Genomic DNA, 13,610 nt, shown 5'->3' with positions numbered 1-13,610 from the left:
ATAAATTCCGAACCATGACGATTGCGGCAAGTCAAATTTTCACCATCGAGGAATACCTGGAGTTAGAAGCACACAGTCTATCTAAGCACGAGTACCACAATGGAAAAATAGTTGAAATGTCTGGAGGAACGGTTGTACACAACCAGTTGGGAGGTAAGGTTATCACCCAATTGAACAATGTAATAGATGCTCATGACGCTCCCTTTCAGGTGTACAGCAGTGATATGAAAATCCGCATTGAATCAAACAATCGCTTTGTCTATCCCGATGCTGTGGTCGTAACACTTAATCCTGAATTTTATAAAAAACGCAGGGATATCATCACCAATCCTTTGCTGATTGTGGAGGTGTCTTCTAATAGCTCAGCCGCATTCGATCTGGGGGATAAATTCAATATGTATCGAAGTCTTTCGGCATTTCAAGAATACCTGATTGTGAGTCAGGAAAAGTACCATGTGTCTCGTTTTTACCGTGAATCAGCGGACCTGTGGCGTACTTCTGATTATTACAACCTGGAAGACATGATTCCCTTACAATCTATGGGTCTGGAAATCCCGATGTTGGGCATTTACAAAGGAGTAGATTTGAATCCTTAATTATCCCTCAAGCCTTGCCATGGCCTCCCCGGCAATCCAACCGCCTGTCCAGGCAGCCTGAAAATTAAAACCGCCCGTAATTGCATCAATATTCAGCACTTCGCCAGCAAAAAACAGCCCTGGAAACAACTTGCTTTCGAAGGTTTTAAAATCCACCTCTTTCAAATCTACGCCACCTGCCGTCACAAACTCTTCTTTAAAAATACTTTTACCATTGACTTGAAAACGCCCTTGCGTCAATTCCTCAGCTAAGGCTTGAATTTCTTTTTTACTCAAATCCGCCCAACGTTTGTCCTCGCGAATGCCTGCGGCTTGCACCAGACGTTTCCATAGGCGGTTGGCCAGACCGAATTGGGGATTGGCCATTACCATTTTGCGGCCATCCTCTTGTTTTAAGGCTTCCAGGTCTTCGCGGGTACTTTCCGTTTTAGCCATGATCCAGTTGACGCGGACTGTAAAACGGTAGTTCAGTGCGGCCAATTCGCGGGCACCCCAGGCTGACAATTTCAGAATAGCGGGTCCACTTAAACCCCAATGGGTGATCAGCAAAGGGCCGGAACTACGCAACTTTTGCCCTTCTATTTGTACTTCGGCCAGTGGAACGGATACGCCCAAAAGGTCACTCAATCGGGCATCTTTGATGTTGAAAGTGAATAGAGACGGAACTGGGGGTACAATTTGGTGTCCCAGTTTTGCCAACATATCCCACATGCTTGGCGAACTGCCCGTAGCCAGCATCACTTTGTGCGCGTGCAGGGTTTGGTTGTTGGTTTCAATGACCCAGGTTTTGCCTGCCTGGGTGGGCGCTTTGATGTTTTTGAGCGGGGTATTGGTGTACACTTTCACCCCGGCTTTACGTGCAGCGCTCCAGAGGCAATCGATCACAGTTTGGGAGTCGTCGCTGGTGGGGAACATGCGGCCATCTTCTTCAATTTTGGTGGGCACACCTCTTTTTTCAAACCAGTCGATGGTATCGCCACAGGCAAAACGATTGAAGGGGCCGAGTAGTTCTTTTTCGCCACGTGGGTAAAATTTGCTGAGTTCTCGCGGGACAAAACAAGCGTGGGTCAAGTTGCAACGCCCACCACCGGATACTTTTACTTTGCCCAGCACATCCTTGCTTTTTTCCAAAATGACGACCTGCGCGCTTGGATCGCATTCGGCTGCTCGAATGGCCGTAAAGAACCCGGCAGCGCCGCCACCGATGATGATGATCGTTTGACTCATGTAAGAAATGGAAAATGTTGGGGTAAAAGTAGGCACAATTTATCACATAGGGTTTATTCGAAGAGGTGAAACCAAAGCGACGACATTTTTTTTCACAAAGAAAACACAAGGGGGCACAAAGGACACAAAGTTGGACGTTGACGACGCTTCGCTTTGAGTTCTTTGTGCCCCCCTTTGTGTCCTTTGTGCTAATAAGTCGCTTTAGCAGCCTTAGTTAGGCACTTTAGCCGGATTCAGCAGGTCATAAAACTGATCCAGCTTAGGCATGATGATGATGCGGGTACGGCGGTTGGTAGAACGGCCTTCCTCGGTAGTGTTGGTAGCCAAGGCATTGAATTCACCACGACCAGCGGCGATCAATTTGTTCGGGTCAACTTTGTGGACAACCTGCAGGGTCCGAACTACGGCAGTAGCGCGTTTTACGCTCAGGTCCCAGTTGTCGTCGATACAAGCGGTTTTGATGGGCTTGTTGTCGGTGTACCCTTCAACCATTACTTCCAAATCAGGGCGAGATTGGAGGATTTTGGCAATTTTACCCAATACTTCATTGGCCTTGGTGGTCATGGTTGCGCTACCGGATTGGAAAAGCATTTTGTCGGACAAGTTGACAAACACTACGGTTTTATCCACTTTTACGTCTACATCTTTGTCATCCAAGCCCTCTTTCAGTACCCCTTTCAGGTTGACGGCGAGGGCCAGGTTGATGGAGTCAGCACGGGTACGGGCCGCTTGTAGCAAGTGGATGTACTTGTCCTTTTTCTCCAGCTGTGACAAAGTTTCTTTGATGTTGTCGTTGGCTGAAGAAGAGATTTTGGTTAAGTCAGTTACCGTATTCAGTTGTTTTTCCCGTTGAGACTTCAGGTCGGCGATTTGCGCTTTGAGGTCATTGATTTGCTCCTCGCGCAATTGCATGGAGCTCTGGTTGGTACGGATGTCACCGCCCAGTCTTTCTTTTTCCCTTTCGCAAGCGGCCAAACGGCTCATGTACTCATTGAGGCTGACGCCCAATTTGCCCAGGTCTTTATTCGCGGCATCCAGCTGGGTTTTTAAGTCGGCTTGCATGGCGAGGTACTCTTTTTTCATGACACAGGAAGAAAATGTCAGGCAGAGGAAGCAAATGAAAGCAAGATTTGTTGCTGTCGATCTCATCGTTGTATAGTTTATTGAATAAGTTGAAATCGTGGATTAAAATACCAACTTCCCCAAAGACAAAAAGTTTTTGCTTTGGTAAAGTGATTTTAGTCGGCTTGTTGCGTGAGAGTCGGAGTGGTGAAGATAAGGCTGAGTTGTGGAACGGGCAAATAATTTGCGAGGAGGTGTAGAAAATTAGCGGTTTTTCTTTAATAACTCGTTCTTTTTGTGGTCTTGCACTTTCGTTCTCGTTCCTTACCTTTGAAATCACGATTTGTTAAAAATTTACTTGCATATGGATTTTATCACTTTCCAAACTTCACTCCAGTCGGCTACACCACCTAGTTTTTCCAATCTATTGCTCTTGGCCTTATGGCACGAAGGCCGTGGCGATTGGGAGGCTTCGCACAACATCGCCCAGGATGTACATTCCAAAGAAGGTTCCTGGGTACACGCCTATTTGCACCGCAAAGAAGGCGACATCTGGAATGCTGACTATTGGTACAATCGGGCGGGGCGAAAGCGGCCACCGTATGGTTTGGAGCAGGAATGGCAGGAAATGGTGGAGTGGTTTTTGGAGCACTAATTTTTTAAATAAACATTCGGCACATTTCTAACCACCTCCTCTATTCCATACGCCGCTTTCATCAATATCCCTACCACCTCGGCAATCGTCTCCTCATCCCGATGCATCTGTGGCAATAGCCCCATCATCGCATAACTGATCGGGTTGACCGCAGGAATCAAGGTTTCCCAGGGGGAGCCTTGGCCCCAAATCAGCCCTTTGACTTGATACTGCAAATTTGCTCCGGCATTCAACAGCAGTTCAAAAACCGCCTTGGACTGGTGGCCATTTTGATTGACGGTGTGAAAAATTGGTGTTTGGCCCCCCAAACCATGCTCATCAAGGCCAGCAGGTGTATCTACACTAAGCCCAGCTTCGATCAACACCTTTGCACAAGCCAGGAGATTGTATTCGGCGCAGAGGTGCAATAAACTAGCTTCGAGCAAGGGCGTATAGGCACAACGTAGGGTGTGTTTTTTATGCAACAAGCCTGGATCGTTTTGTAACATTTGTGCTAAACCCACTGCATCATCTTGTAAAATGACGGGCAAAAGGGAGTCTTCCAGAGCTAACCCAGCGTCCACAAACGCTTTTGCACAAGCCGTAAAACGGGCCCCACGCGTGTATTCGCTGGTGAGCTCAAAGATTAAGGGTTCACCACGGAACAGGCTGTTTGGGTCTAACCCGTTTTTGAAGCTGTTTTGGATGGACATTACATCGTGAAGCTCGATGTAACCTACAAAGTCATCTATACTTGCCATGATGTAAAGCTATGTTGGGATAAAAAATAAGGGCATAAGGAAATTCAAGACTTTTAAATCTTGTTTGCTTTCCTTATGCCCTTTTGATCAATTGGTTTGGCTACAAATATAGTTGTAAAGCATTTTAAAATCAAATTTTTTATTTTATCACCCCTAGCTCACCCCCCACACTCGTAAACGCCGCTACCGCCTTTTCCAAATGCTCCAATTCATGCGCAGCCGACAGCTGCACCCGAATCCGCGCCTTTCCGTGCGGCACCACCGGATAAAAGAAGCCAATCACATAAATGCCTTCTTCCAAGAGCCTTGCCGCGAATTGTTGCGCTAGTTTGGCGTCGTACAGCATGATGGGCACTATCGGGTGCTCTCCAGGTAGGATGTCAAAGCCCGCAGCGGTCATGGCAGTGCGGAAATATTTGGTATTGGCCTCCAGTTTGTCGCGCAGCTCGGTAGAGGAACTTAGCAGATCCAGTACCTTAATCGAAGCTCCTGCGATGGACGGTGCCAGGGTATTGGAAAACAAATAAGGCCGGGAACGCTGGCGCAGCAGCTCTACGATCTCTTTGCGTGCAGCCGTAAAACCGCCCGATGCACCACCCAGCGCCTTGCCCAGGGTACCCGTGATGATGTCGACGCGGCCCATCACGTTGCGGTATTCGTGGGTGCCTCGGCCGGTTTTGCCCAAAAAGCCGGTGGCGTGGCATTCATCGATCATGACCATGGCGTTGTGTTTTTCGGCTAGGTCACAAATTTTATCCAATTGACCAATCGTGCCATCCATGGAAAAACAACCATCGGTAGAAATCAGGATACGACGGGCACCTGCACTTTTTTGGAGTTTGTCCTCCAGGTCGTTCATGTCGTTGTGGCGGTAGCGATGGCGTTCGGCCTTGCATAGCCGGATGCCATCGATGATGGAGGCATGGTTCAGCTCGTCGGAAATGATGGCGTCTTCAGCACCCAGCAGGGGTTCAAACAAACCACCATTGGCGTCGAAGGCAGCGGCGTAAAGGATAGTATCCTCCATACCCAGGAATTGAGAGATTTTTTGCTCCAATTCCTTGTGGATGTCCTGAGTGCCACAGATGAAACGCACGGAAGACATCCCAAAACCGTGGGTATCGATGGATTCCTTGGCGGCTTTGATCACTTCGGGGTGCGCAGATAGCCCCAGATAGTTGTTGGCACAAAAATTGAGCACTTCACTGCCGGTATTGAGGGCTATTTCGGCCCCTTGAGGACTGGTGATGATGCGCTCGGATTTGTAAAGGCCCGCGTCGCGCAGGTCTTGTATTTCTTGTTCCAGGCTGGTTTGAGCAGTGTACATGGTTGAAATGTTGAGGGTTGAAAGGTTGAAGAGTAGTAGAAAAGTCGAGGTGTGAAAAGATCAAATTTGGGCGACCAAATTTTTCAATTTTTCAATCTGCAACATTTCAGCTAAATGGCTCAGCATGTCCGTAGTCATGCGAGCCAAATCGAATTGAGGTTGCCAGTTCCAGTCATGACGGGCCTGTTGATCGTCGATGCTTTGTGGCCAGGAATCGGCGATGGCCTGGCGGAAATCGGGGGCGTAATGGATTTTAAAATCGGGGTGATGTTTTTGGATTTCGGCACTGATCTCGGCAGGAGTGAAGGATACCCCAGCCAGGTTATAGCTGGTACGCACGCTGAGTTTGTCACTGGTCGTATCCATGAGTTGCAACACGCCTTGAATGGCATCATCCATATACAACATCGGCAGGCGGGTGTCGGCTTGTAAAAAGCAGCTAAAATCCTCACCCAGAATGGCCTTGTGGTAAATGTCAACCGCGTAATCGGTAGTGCCGCCGCCCGGGAGCGATTGGTAGCCGATGATGCCGGGGAAGCGCACCGAACGTACATCGAGGCCGTATTTCAGGAAATAATACTGGCACCAGTTTTCACCCGCTGCTTTGCTGATGCCGTATACGGTAGTAGGTTGGGTGATGGTCTCCTGTGGAGTGTTGACTTTGGGGGTATTGGGCCCAAATGCCGCGATGGAGCTCGGGAAAAACACCTTGAGTTTGCGCTCTTTGGCAGCGTCCAGCACGTTGAAGAGGCTGTCCATGTTGATGTCCCAGGCTATTTTGGGGTTTTGTTCCCCACGAGCAGACAGGATGGCAGCCAGGTGGTAAATTTCCGTGACCCGGTAACGATTCACCAATTCGTGTAAACGATTGCCGTTCAGCACATCCAGCAACTCGAAGGGGCCATCGCCCAATTCGGTGCTACGGATGTCGGTAGCAATTACCGAGTTGGGACCATAAGTATCGCGCAGTGTTTTGGTCAATACCGAGCCGATCTGCCCTCCGGCCCCGGTAATCAGGATGGTTTTTTTGGTCATTTTTGGTTAGGCTACAAAGTAATGGAGCAAAGTAACGCAGAAAAATTAACTTCCCGATTTGGGTTTTGAATAGGAAGTCGAACGGTTCATTTCAAGTGAGTTTCCTATTCAAAAGCCTCAAAAAAAATCAGGAAGTAATTTTTGCGTCATACAAAGGTATAATGTGGAAGGCTTTATGGCAAGTCTTGGAGGAGGGTATATTCCTGATTTTCGACATCAATTTTGCAAATATAACTCGCCCCCCCATTGCTCATCATCAGGTGGGGTACGCGCAATTGCATGTTGTACACGGCCATTTGGTGAAAAACATTGGCATCGAGGGGGATTTCGGGGGCTTTACACTCGATCAGCAGGAAGGGTTGCATGTCTAGGTCGTACACGAGGATGTCACAACGTTTGGCCAAGCCGTTGACTTTGATGCCGCGCTCAATGGCGATACGGTTGCGGTTGTAGCCTTTGTTTTGGAGGAGGTATTGGACGATGAGTTGGCGGACAAATTCTTCGGGTTGCAGCACCATCCATTTTTTGCGGATGGGATCAAAGATGTAGCGCTTTTGATCTTGAGTTTTGATTTGTAGGGTATCGGTGTAGGTCAAGAAGTCCATTCTGGCGCTGTTTAACACGAAAATATTTTGGACATAGGCTTTTCCAAGAGCGGCATTTTTTATCACAAAGAAAACACAAAGGGGCACAGAGGACACAAAAATTCGTCAACGTCTAACTTTGTGTCCTCTGTGCCCCTTTGTGTTTTCTTTGTGATAAAAAGTCGCTCTTGGCTCTACAGTAATGAATAATTGCTGCTGGCCTTAAAATCTTTATTGATTTTTGGGTTACTGCACCACCGCTTGTCTGGTTGCAAACTGCCCATCCACCTGCAAACGTACGAAATAAAGCCCTTTGCTGCTCAATTGTTGGCGATTCAGTTGGAACTGATGCTTGCCAGCAGGCAAATTGCCGCTGAAAATGGTAGCGACCACTTGGCCTTTGATGTCAAAAGCTTGCACCAATACGTTTTTGCCCGCCTTAGGTAGGCTGAACTCCAGGTTGGCTTTTTCCTGAACGATATTAGGACTGATGGTATATCCGGCTTTCAAGGCTTGGTTTTCCACCACACTCGTCGTTACATTGCTGACCTGATCCGTCCAGTTGGCATTGACCATGCTGTAGGTGGTTTCCCCGGTTTTTTGCCACAGGATGCTGGCAATGATGATATTGGCGGAGTTGATTTTGGTAGCCAAGGTGGTTTTTGTAGAGATCGTTTTGAAAAAGCCACTTGACATGGTGCCAGAACCCACCTCAAAGCCAAATTCACTGGTGCCAAAATGGGTGCGCAGCACGTTGAGGTGATCCGCCATTGAACCCCGATTGGATTGTTGTTCGATGACCGATTTTTCAATCAGATAGATTCCTGTGAAGTAATTACCCGTAGCCGTTTTAAAAAACTCCGTTTTGGCCGTCACTTCCAAATCGCGGGTAGTAGGATTGAACTTGACCGCCAAGCCCGTTTGGGCAACTGGTGTAGCTACGGCAAAATTATCCACGGCCTTTTGCATGTCAGCTCCGGTAGTTCCATCACCCTCCCCAATCAACTTGGTATTGAAAAAGAAATAAGGCTGATAAAAAACGGGCTCGTAGGCATTCAACACCTTCTCCGCAGTTGCGCTGTACAAACGGCTGCTGGTGCTGCGATGCGCCACCATAACCAATGACTTCGAACTGAGGTCACTAACCATGGTTTTATAAGTATCCCAGGCCATACTGCCACAAAACGGACACCAGGTGGCCGCGAGCTTGGTCACTACACCCTTTTGGGTTTTGGGAACGGTAATATTGGTCGTCTGACTGCTTGCTACAGTGGCGATACTCAGAAAAATGAGCGAGTAAATGATCTGTTTCATAATCGGTGGGTTGATTTTTGCTTTTCCAAAATTAGTTTATTCTTTTGATAAATCAAGCTCGGGTATAAGTTGAAATTGGGCGAAGTGGGTGGTGTCCTCCCGAATTTTGAAGCGATCGTCCACCCGAAAACCGAGTACCCAAATGATCCGTCCGTCGCCATTTACCAGCAGCCAAATGCGATCTTTGGCAAAACGATCGATCTTTTCATCGGTGAAATAATCCTGAATTTTCTTAGGTTTTCCGGACATTCCCAGGGGGTAAAACACATCACCTGCACGCCAGTGCCGTAGCTCCAGGGGGAAGCTCAATTCGGCAGCATCCACCCAGGCAATATCGGGTTGATGAGGGATTGATATTGGGCCTTTTGTATATGTAGAAATTGTTATTTTTTGTCCGTGCAGCGACAGGCTAAACGCCTCTACTGGCCACAGTTGAGGGGGGGCAGGACTGGTATTTTGGGTTTCGATTATTAAGGTACCCTGGTGGATGAGTGCTTTATGGCTTTTGCTCAAAAATAACTTGCCTTGCTTTTGCTCCAAAACCGACGCATGTATGCCGCTGATTTGTTCCGCCACGAATCCAAATCCTTGCAACCAGTGAAACAACAAAGTTAATAAGGCTGGATGGCCTTGGATAGAGCTGAGTTGTAGGGTATGGCGGAGGGGCTCGGTATGCCATATTTTGGCCTTGATTTGTGCGGCCTCTTGTTCAAACCAAGTGTTAATCTGTTGCCAATAAACGAGATTGCGGCTCACGGTTTGTTCAAAAGAGGGATTCAATTTTTGCAGGTTCGGGACCACTTGGTGTCGAATCCAGTTTCGGGCATAGCCCGATTCAGCATTGCTGGAGTCTTCGCGGTGAACCAACTCCTCCTGGGTGTAGTAGGCGTCGATTGTAGTGCGGGTGGCAAACAACAAGGGGCGAATTACCCGACCATTCACTGCTGGAATGCCCAGCATACCTTTGATGCCGCTGCCTTTGGTGAAGTTGTAGAGGATGGTTTCTACCGAATCATTCAGGTGGTGGGCGGTGACGATATAGTCGAATCCTTGTTCTTGACGGATTTTTTCAAGCCAGCTGTAACGCATGGTGCGGGCGGCCATTTGGGTAGACAATTGTTGCTCGGCAGCATAAACTTTTGTATCCACCGCCGTAGTAAAACAGGCTACGTCGCAGCGTTGGGCGAAGGCTTGTACAAAACGTTCGTCTCCATCCGATGATTCGCCGCGCAATTGAAAGTTCATGTGGGCAATGCCAAAAGGAATGCCAGAACAATAAAACAGATCTCCCAAAACAATGGAATCCTTCCCGCCACTGGCGGCTAGTAAAAAGCGGTAATTGCCGGGGTTGTCCTGAAGCAAATGTGATAAATATTCCTGAAATGCTTTTAACATGGTCCATCAATTGTACAGAATTGTGCAAAGGTCGTCACTGAAATTGATTTTGAAAAAAAAATTACAATCCAATCCTGAACTAGCCCCAAACGCTTTTGTTATGTTTGTCGAGCCCAACACCAGTACAAAAAGGAAGATTGACTATGAGAAGAAGAGCCATTGTGTGGTTTCGGCAGGATTTGCGCTTGCACGACAACGAATCCCTTCAAGACGCATTGCGCAATGCCTATGAGGTGATCCCGGTATTCGTTTTTGACGAGCGGGTTTTTAAAGGCCAAACGAGTTTCGGGTTCCCTAAAACGGGTAAATACCGCGCGAAATTTATTCTAGAAAGTGTGGCCGATTTGCGCCAATCTTTACGTCGACTCAATTGTGAATTGATTGTAAGGGTGGGCAAACCCGAAGAGGTACTTTTCGATCTAGCGGCAGAGTGCAAAACTGGCTGGATTTTTTGCAACCGGGAACGCACCACAGAAGAGGTGCAGGTGCAAGATACGCTTGAACAAAGATTGTGGAGCATTGGCCAGGAGATGCGCTACAATCGTGGTAAAATGTTGTACTACACGGCCGATTTGCCCTTTCCGGTGCAACATACCCCGGATGTATTTACCCAATTTCGCAAAGAAGTAGAACGAATTGTACCGGTGCGTGAGCCTTTGACTCGGCCCGATAAAACCTTCAATCCCTGGAGTGTCGAATTGGAAGCTGGGGATATTCCGACTTTGGCTGATTTTGGCCACGAGGAGTTTGAACTGGACTCCCGAGCGGCTTTAACCATTAAAGGTGGGGAAACCGAAGGTTTGAAACGATTAAAATACTACCTCTGGGAAAGCAACTTAATCAAAGAGTACAAAGAAACACGCAACGGATTGCTGGGCGGCGATTATTCCTCCAAGTTCAGTCCCTGGTTGGCGCAAGGTTGCCTTTCTCCCAAAATGATTTACCACGAGCTGAAACGCTACGAAGCCGAACGAGGTGCCAATGAATCGACTTATTGGTTGTTTTTTGAACTCTTGTGGCGGGACTTCTTCCGCTTTATGGCCAAAAAACACGGCAGCAAAATTTTCCAGATTGGCGGAACCCGAGGTGTTGCCGATCCCAAATGGAAAAATGACCAAGCCTTGCTGAATACCTGGATCGAAGGAAAAACGGGTATCCCTTTCGTTGATGCCAATATGCGGGAACTCAAACACACGGGCTTCATGTCCAACCGGGGCCGCCAAAATGTAGCCAGCTACTTGGTCAAAGACCTGCATGTGAACTGGCAAATGGGTGCGGAATATTTCGAATCGGTACTCGTCGATTACGATGTGTGCAGCAACTGGGGCAATTGGAATTATGTGGCTGGCGTAGGTTCTGATCCGCGCGAAGACCGCTATTTCAATATGGAAACCCAGGCCAAACGTTATGATCCAAATGGGGAGTATGTGCGGCATTGGTTGCCGGAGGTGGCGTATTCGCCAGTATAGATCTGTGTAAAAAACCAATGCGACATGGCAGATATTATTGGTTACTTCGGCGTAGGGCTCATCCTGCTGGCTTACTTCCTCAATTTGTTCAACAAAATTGACAACGACAGCCGAGGGTACATGTGGATGAATTTGATCGGAGCTGGTCTGGCTTGTGTGTCCTCGGTGCTGATCAAATCGATTCCATTTACGATTTTGGAAGGGACTTGGGCGTTGGTTTCTTTGGTGGCGTTGGTAAGGAAAAAGAAATGAGGAATTAGAGGTATACTAAACCATAATGACGGAATCTAGGGATATTTAATTTATGGTCTCAAAATTGTTGATACCCGATTAGCCAGACTGAGCCGACTAGCGGCACTAGCCGCTTAACGTCTGTAGCAGTCAGACACAGCGAGGTATTTAAGGTGCGTAGCACCGAAACAAAGGATGAAATGTTCCGGTGCTACGCACCTTAAATACCCATCTCCGTTCCCCTATCTACAGACGTTAGGCGGCTAGCGCCGCTGGACGTAAGCAAAAATTATTACGATTGATTTCTCTACTTGCTTGGAATTATTGATCGAAATACTGAATCTTATTTATCAATTAGACTTCCATCGCTCCAACCCATCACCACTTCATCAACATCACCGCCGCAACCGTCTCAATCCCCTCCCACAAACACCCAATCCGCAGGTTTTCATTCTCCCCGTGTTGGTTATTGTCGTAATTCACCACTGGAATCGTGATTGGCGGCACACTCAAGACCTCTTCGAACAAATAAAGCGGCAAACTCCCGCCCGCCGAAGGCATCAGCACAATCTCCTGAGTGCTAGTCCCACGCACCGCTTTGATTACAGCTTGTGAAATGGGCAAATCCATCGAGGTGCGTTGAGCATTGTAGCCTTCCCCATGGCGGATCACCGCAATGTTGGCGTGTTGCAGGCGTTCCTCCTCGGTGGGTTCACTATCCAGCACGTAATAACCCTGCTTTTTGACGTGGTCGATTACCTTTTGAATCTGCCGCTTGGTGTCGTTGCCTTTCACCAGCCGCAAATCCAGGGTAACCGTCGCCAAAGTTGGGATGATGTTGCTGGCCAGTCGGCCCACGTTGGCACTTTCAATGCCGTTGATGTTCAGGGTGGGTAGGGTAGTGATGGATTCCAGGTAGCTCCGTTGCGGATTTTCTGAGGCGGCGAACGCCAATTCTTTTTGCATGATGGGCGCAGGATCGGGGATCGCTGTCAAAGCCTGGCGTTCACTTTTACTCAAGGGAATCACATCGTCGTAAAAACCTTTGATCAGCACTTTGCCTTTGTTGTCTTTCATCGAAGCCAGGAGGTGTACCAGTTTCAGGGCCGGGTTGGGTGCCCAGTTGCCATAATTGCCACTGTGCAGCGGGCGTTTGGCCCCAAATACGGTCAGGTTCATGTTCACATCCCCTCGTACCCCAAAGGTGATTTGTTTGCGCCCCGAGGCGTGCATGGGGCCATCCACGATGATCCAGGCATCGGCTTTCAGCAAGTCTTTGTTGGCGGCTAAAATGGCCCCCAGGTTGGTTGAACCCCGTTCTTCTTCGCCCTCAAAAAAGAACTTGAGGTTGATGCCGGGATTTAAGCCGCTGCGGCGAATGGCATCGTAGGCATTGAGGAGGGTAAATACCCCGGCTTTGTCGTCGGCGGTGGCCCGGCCATAGAGTCTCCAATCGTCGTTCAAAGGGCTATTTGCGGGGGGCAAATCAAGAAATTTTCCTCCCTTATCCAATGCTGAGGTGGCCAATTGCGGTTTGAATGGTGATAAACCTTCCGCCCATTTGGCCGGATTGACGGGCTGGCCATCGTAATGGGCGTAAAACACCAGGGTGCGGGTAGCGCCAGGACTGAGGATTTCGCCATAAACCGCGGGGATCGCTCCGGGTACATTGGCTTCGATGGTGCGGGCGTTGCTGATGCCACGTTTTTTCATCATCTCCACGATGAAGGTGGCGTTTTGGCGCAGTTGCTCCGGGTCGTTCCAGGTGTTGGGCAGGGTGCAAAACTGGACGTACTCGTTGAGGAGTTCGTGGTGGCGGTTTTGGTGGCTGGCGCGGATTTTTTGGATGTCCTCATTTTGCCCAAAAGCAAATAACCCCAAGCCAACAAAGAATACTATAAAAATCAGTTTTTTCATTTTGTTTGATTGTTTGATGGAACATGCACAGCCTGCCAAATGAAGTATCCCTTAGGTG

Annotated in this window: 13 protein-coding genes; 4 read left to right on the top strand and 9 right to left on the bottom strand. The window is 48.4% G+C overall.

Annotated features, from left to right (window positions below):
• Positions 1-14 precede the first annotated feature (14 nt).
• Positions 15-596, top strand: coding sequence for a Uma2 family endonuclease (locus tag ACEW9O_RS24785; protein ID WP_373552913.1), 582 nt, complete (start codon positions 15-17; stop codon positions 594-596).
• Here ACEW9O_RS24785 and ACEW9O_RS24780 read toward each other — a convergent pair whose 3' ends face one another.
• Both ACEW9O_RS24780 and ACEW9O_RS24775 read right to left on the bottom strand, forming a co-directional pair.
• Complete coding sequence (locus ACEW9O_RS24780) at positions 597-1,823, bottom strand: NAD(P)/FAD-dependent oxidoreductase (RefSeq protein ID WP_373552912.1); 1,227 nt, start codon at positions 1,821-1,823, stop codon at positions 597-599.
• A gap of 210 nt (positions 1,824-2,033) precedes the next feature.
• The gene (locus tag ACEW9O_RS24775; RefSeq protein ID WP_373552911.1) at positions 2,034-2,906 is read right to left on the bottom strand and encodes an OmpA family protein; all 873 of its coding nucleotides are present in this window, start codon (positions 2,904-2,906) and stop codon (positions 2,034-2,036) included.
• Between the two features lie 343 nt (positions 2,907-3,249).
• On the opposite strand from ACEW9O_RS24775, the gene ACEW9O_RS24770 reads away from it, so the two are divergent.
• Positions 3,250-3,540: a hypothetical protein gene (locus ACEW9O_RS24770; protein ID WP_373552910.1), complete on the top strand. Its 291-nt coding sequence runs from the start codon at positions 3,250-3,252 to the stop codon at positions 3,538-3,540.
• Here the strand turns inward: ACEW9O_RS24770 and ACEW9O_RS24765 are convergent.
• From ACEW9O_RS24765 to tilS, 6 genes are all read right to left on the bottom strand, one after another.
• Entirely contained in the window at positions 3,537-4,280 is a 744-nt protein-coding gene (locus ACEW9O_RS24765; RefSeq protein WP_373552909.1) for an ankyrin repeat domain-containing protein, read from the bottom strand. The genes ACEW9O_RS24770 and ACEW9O_RS24765 overlap by 4 nt on opposite strands.
• Positions 4,281-4,419: 139 nt before the next feature.
• Positions 4,420-5,607, bottom strand: coding sequence for a glycine C-acetyltransferase (gene kbl, locus ACEW9O_RS24760; RefSeq protein WP_373552908.1), 1,188 nt, complete (start codon positions 5,605-5,607; stop codon positions 4,420-4,422).
• A gap of 60 nt (positions 5,608-5,667) precedes the next feature.
• Entirely contained in the window at positions 5,668-6,642 is a 975-nt protein-coding gene (locus ACEW9O_RS24755; protein ID WP_373552907.1) for an NAD-dependent epimerase/dehydratase family protein, read from the bottom strand.
• A gap of 173 nt (positions 6,643-6,815) precedes the next feature.
• On the bottom strand, positions 6,816-7,247 hold the full coding sequence (locus tag ACEW9O_RS24750; RefSeq protein WP_373552906.1) for a type I restriction enzyme HsdR N-terminal domain-containing protein: 432 nt from the start codon (positions 7,245-7,247) through the stop codon (positions 6,816-6,818).
• 225 nt (positions 7,248-7,472) lie between these two features.
• Positions 7,473-8,540 (bottom strand): T9SS type A sorting domain-containing protein, encoded by a 1,068-nt coding sequence (locus ACEW9O_RS24745; protein ID WP_373552905.1) that lies wholly within the window; start codon positions 8,538-8,540, stop codon positions 7,473-7,475.
• A 36-nt stretch (positions 8,541-8,576) separates the two neighbouring features.
• Positions 8,577-9,935 (bottom strand): tRNA lysidine(34) synthetase TilS, encoded by a 1,359-nt coding sequence (tilS, locus tag ACEW9O_RS24740; protein WP_373552904.1) that lies wholly within the window; start codon positions 9,933-9,935, stop codon positions 8,577-8,579.
• Between the two features lie 143 nt (positions 9,936-10,078).
• Between tilS and ACEW9O_RS24735 the strand changes: the two genes are divergently transcribed.
• Together ACEW9O_RS24735 and ACEW9O_RS24730 are read left to right on the top strand one after the other, a co-directional pair.
• Positions 10,079-11,404 carry a DASH family cryptochrome gene (locus ACEW9O_RS24735; protein WP_373552903.1) on the top strand — a complete coding sequence of 442 codons (1,326 nt, stop codon included), beginning with the start codon at positions 10,079-10,081 and terminating at the stop codon, positions 11,402-11,404.
• 24 nt (positions 11,405-11,428) lie between these two features.
• On the top strand, positions 11,429-11,656 hold the full coding sequence (locus ACEW9O_RS24730; protein WP_373552902.1) for a hypothetical protein: 228 nt from the start codon (positions 11,429-11,431) through the stop codon (positions 11,654-11,656).
• A 357-nt stretch (positions 11,657-12,013) separates the two neighbouring features.
• Here ACEW9O_RS24730 and ACEW9O_RS24725 read toward each other — a convergent pair whose 3' ends face one another.
• A complete protein-coding gene (locus tag ACEW9O_RS24725) occupies positions 12,014-13,552 on the bottom strand; it encodes a M20/M25/M40 family metallo-hydrolase (RefSeq protein ID WP_373552901.1) in 1,539 nt (512 codons plus the stop codon).
• Positions 13,553-13,610: the final 58 nt, after the last annotated feature.

Source organism: Haliscomenobacter sp. (assembly GCF_041740695.1).
Taxonomy (GTDB): domain Bacteria; phylum Bacteroidota; class Bacteroidia; order Chitinophagales; family Saprospiraceae; genus Haliscomenobacter.
This window is presented reverse-complemented; position numbering and strand designations above follow the sequence as displayed.

Excerpts from the sequence above, each read along its gene's own strand:
- ACEW9O_RS24785 (WP_373552913.1), top strand. The coding sequence starts at position 15 with ATGACGATTGCGGCAAGTCAAATTTTCACCATCGAGGAATACCTGGAG.
- ACEW9O_RS24780 (WP_373552912.1), bottom strand. The coding sequence starts at position 1,823 with ATGAGTCAAACGATCATCATCATCGGTGGCGGCGCTGCCGGGTTCTTT.
- ACEW9O_RS24775 (WP_373552911.1), bottom strand. The coding sequence starts at position 2,906 with ATGAAAAAAGAGTACCTCGCCATGCAAGCCGACTTAAAAACCCAGCTG.
- ACEW9O_RS24770 (WP_373552910.1), top strand. The coding sequence starts at position 3,250 with ATGGATTTTATCACTTTCCAAACTTCACTCCAGTCGGCTACACCACCT.
- ACEW9O_RS24765 (WP_373552909.1), bottom strand. The coding sequence starts at position 4,280 with ATGGCAAGTATAGATGACTTTGTAGGTTACATCGAGCTTCACGATGTA.
- kbl (WP_373552908.1), bottom strand. The coding sequence starts at position 5,607 with ATGTACACTGCTCAAACCAGCCTGGAACAAGAAATACAAGACCTGCGC.
- ACEW9O_RS24755 (WP_373552907.1), bottom strand. The coding sequence starts at position 6,642 with ATGACCAAAAAAACCATCCTGATTACCGGGGCCGGAGGGCAGATCGGC.
- ACEW9O_RS24750 (WP_373552906.1), bottom strand. The coding sequence starts at position 7,247 with ATGGACTTCTTGACCTACACCGATACCCTACAAATCAAAACTCAAGAT.
- ACEW9O_RS24745 (WP_373552905.1), bottom strand. The coding sequence starts at position 8,540 with ATGAAACAGATCATTTACTCGCTCATTTTTCTGAGTATCGCCACTGTA.
- tilS (WP_373552904.1), bottom strand. The coding sequence starts at position 9,935 with ATGTTAAAAGCATTTCAGGAATATTTATCACATTTGCTTCAGGACAAC.
- ACEW9O_RS24735 (WP_373552903.1), top strand. The coding sequence starts at position 10,079 with ATGAGAAGAAGAGCCATTGTGTGGTTTCGGCAGGATTTGCGCTTGCAC.
- ACEW9O_RS24730 (WP_373552902.1), top strand. The coding sequence starts at position 11,429 with ATGGCAGATATTATTGGTTACTTCGGCGTAGGGCTCATCCTGCTGGCT.
- ACEW9O_RS24725 (WP_373552901.1), bottom strand. The coding sequence starts at position 13,552 with ATGAAAAAACTGATTTTTATAGTATTCTTTGTTGGCTTGGGGTTATTT.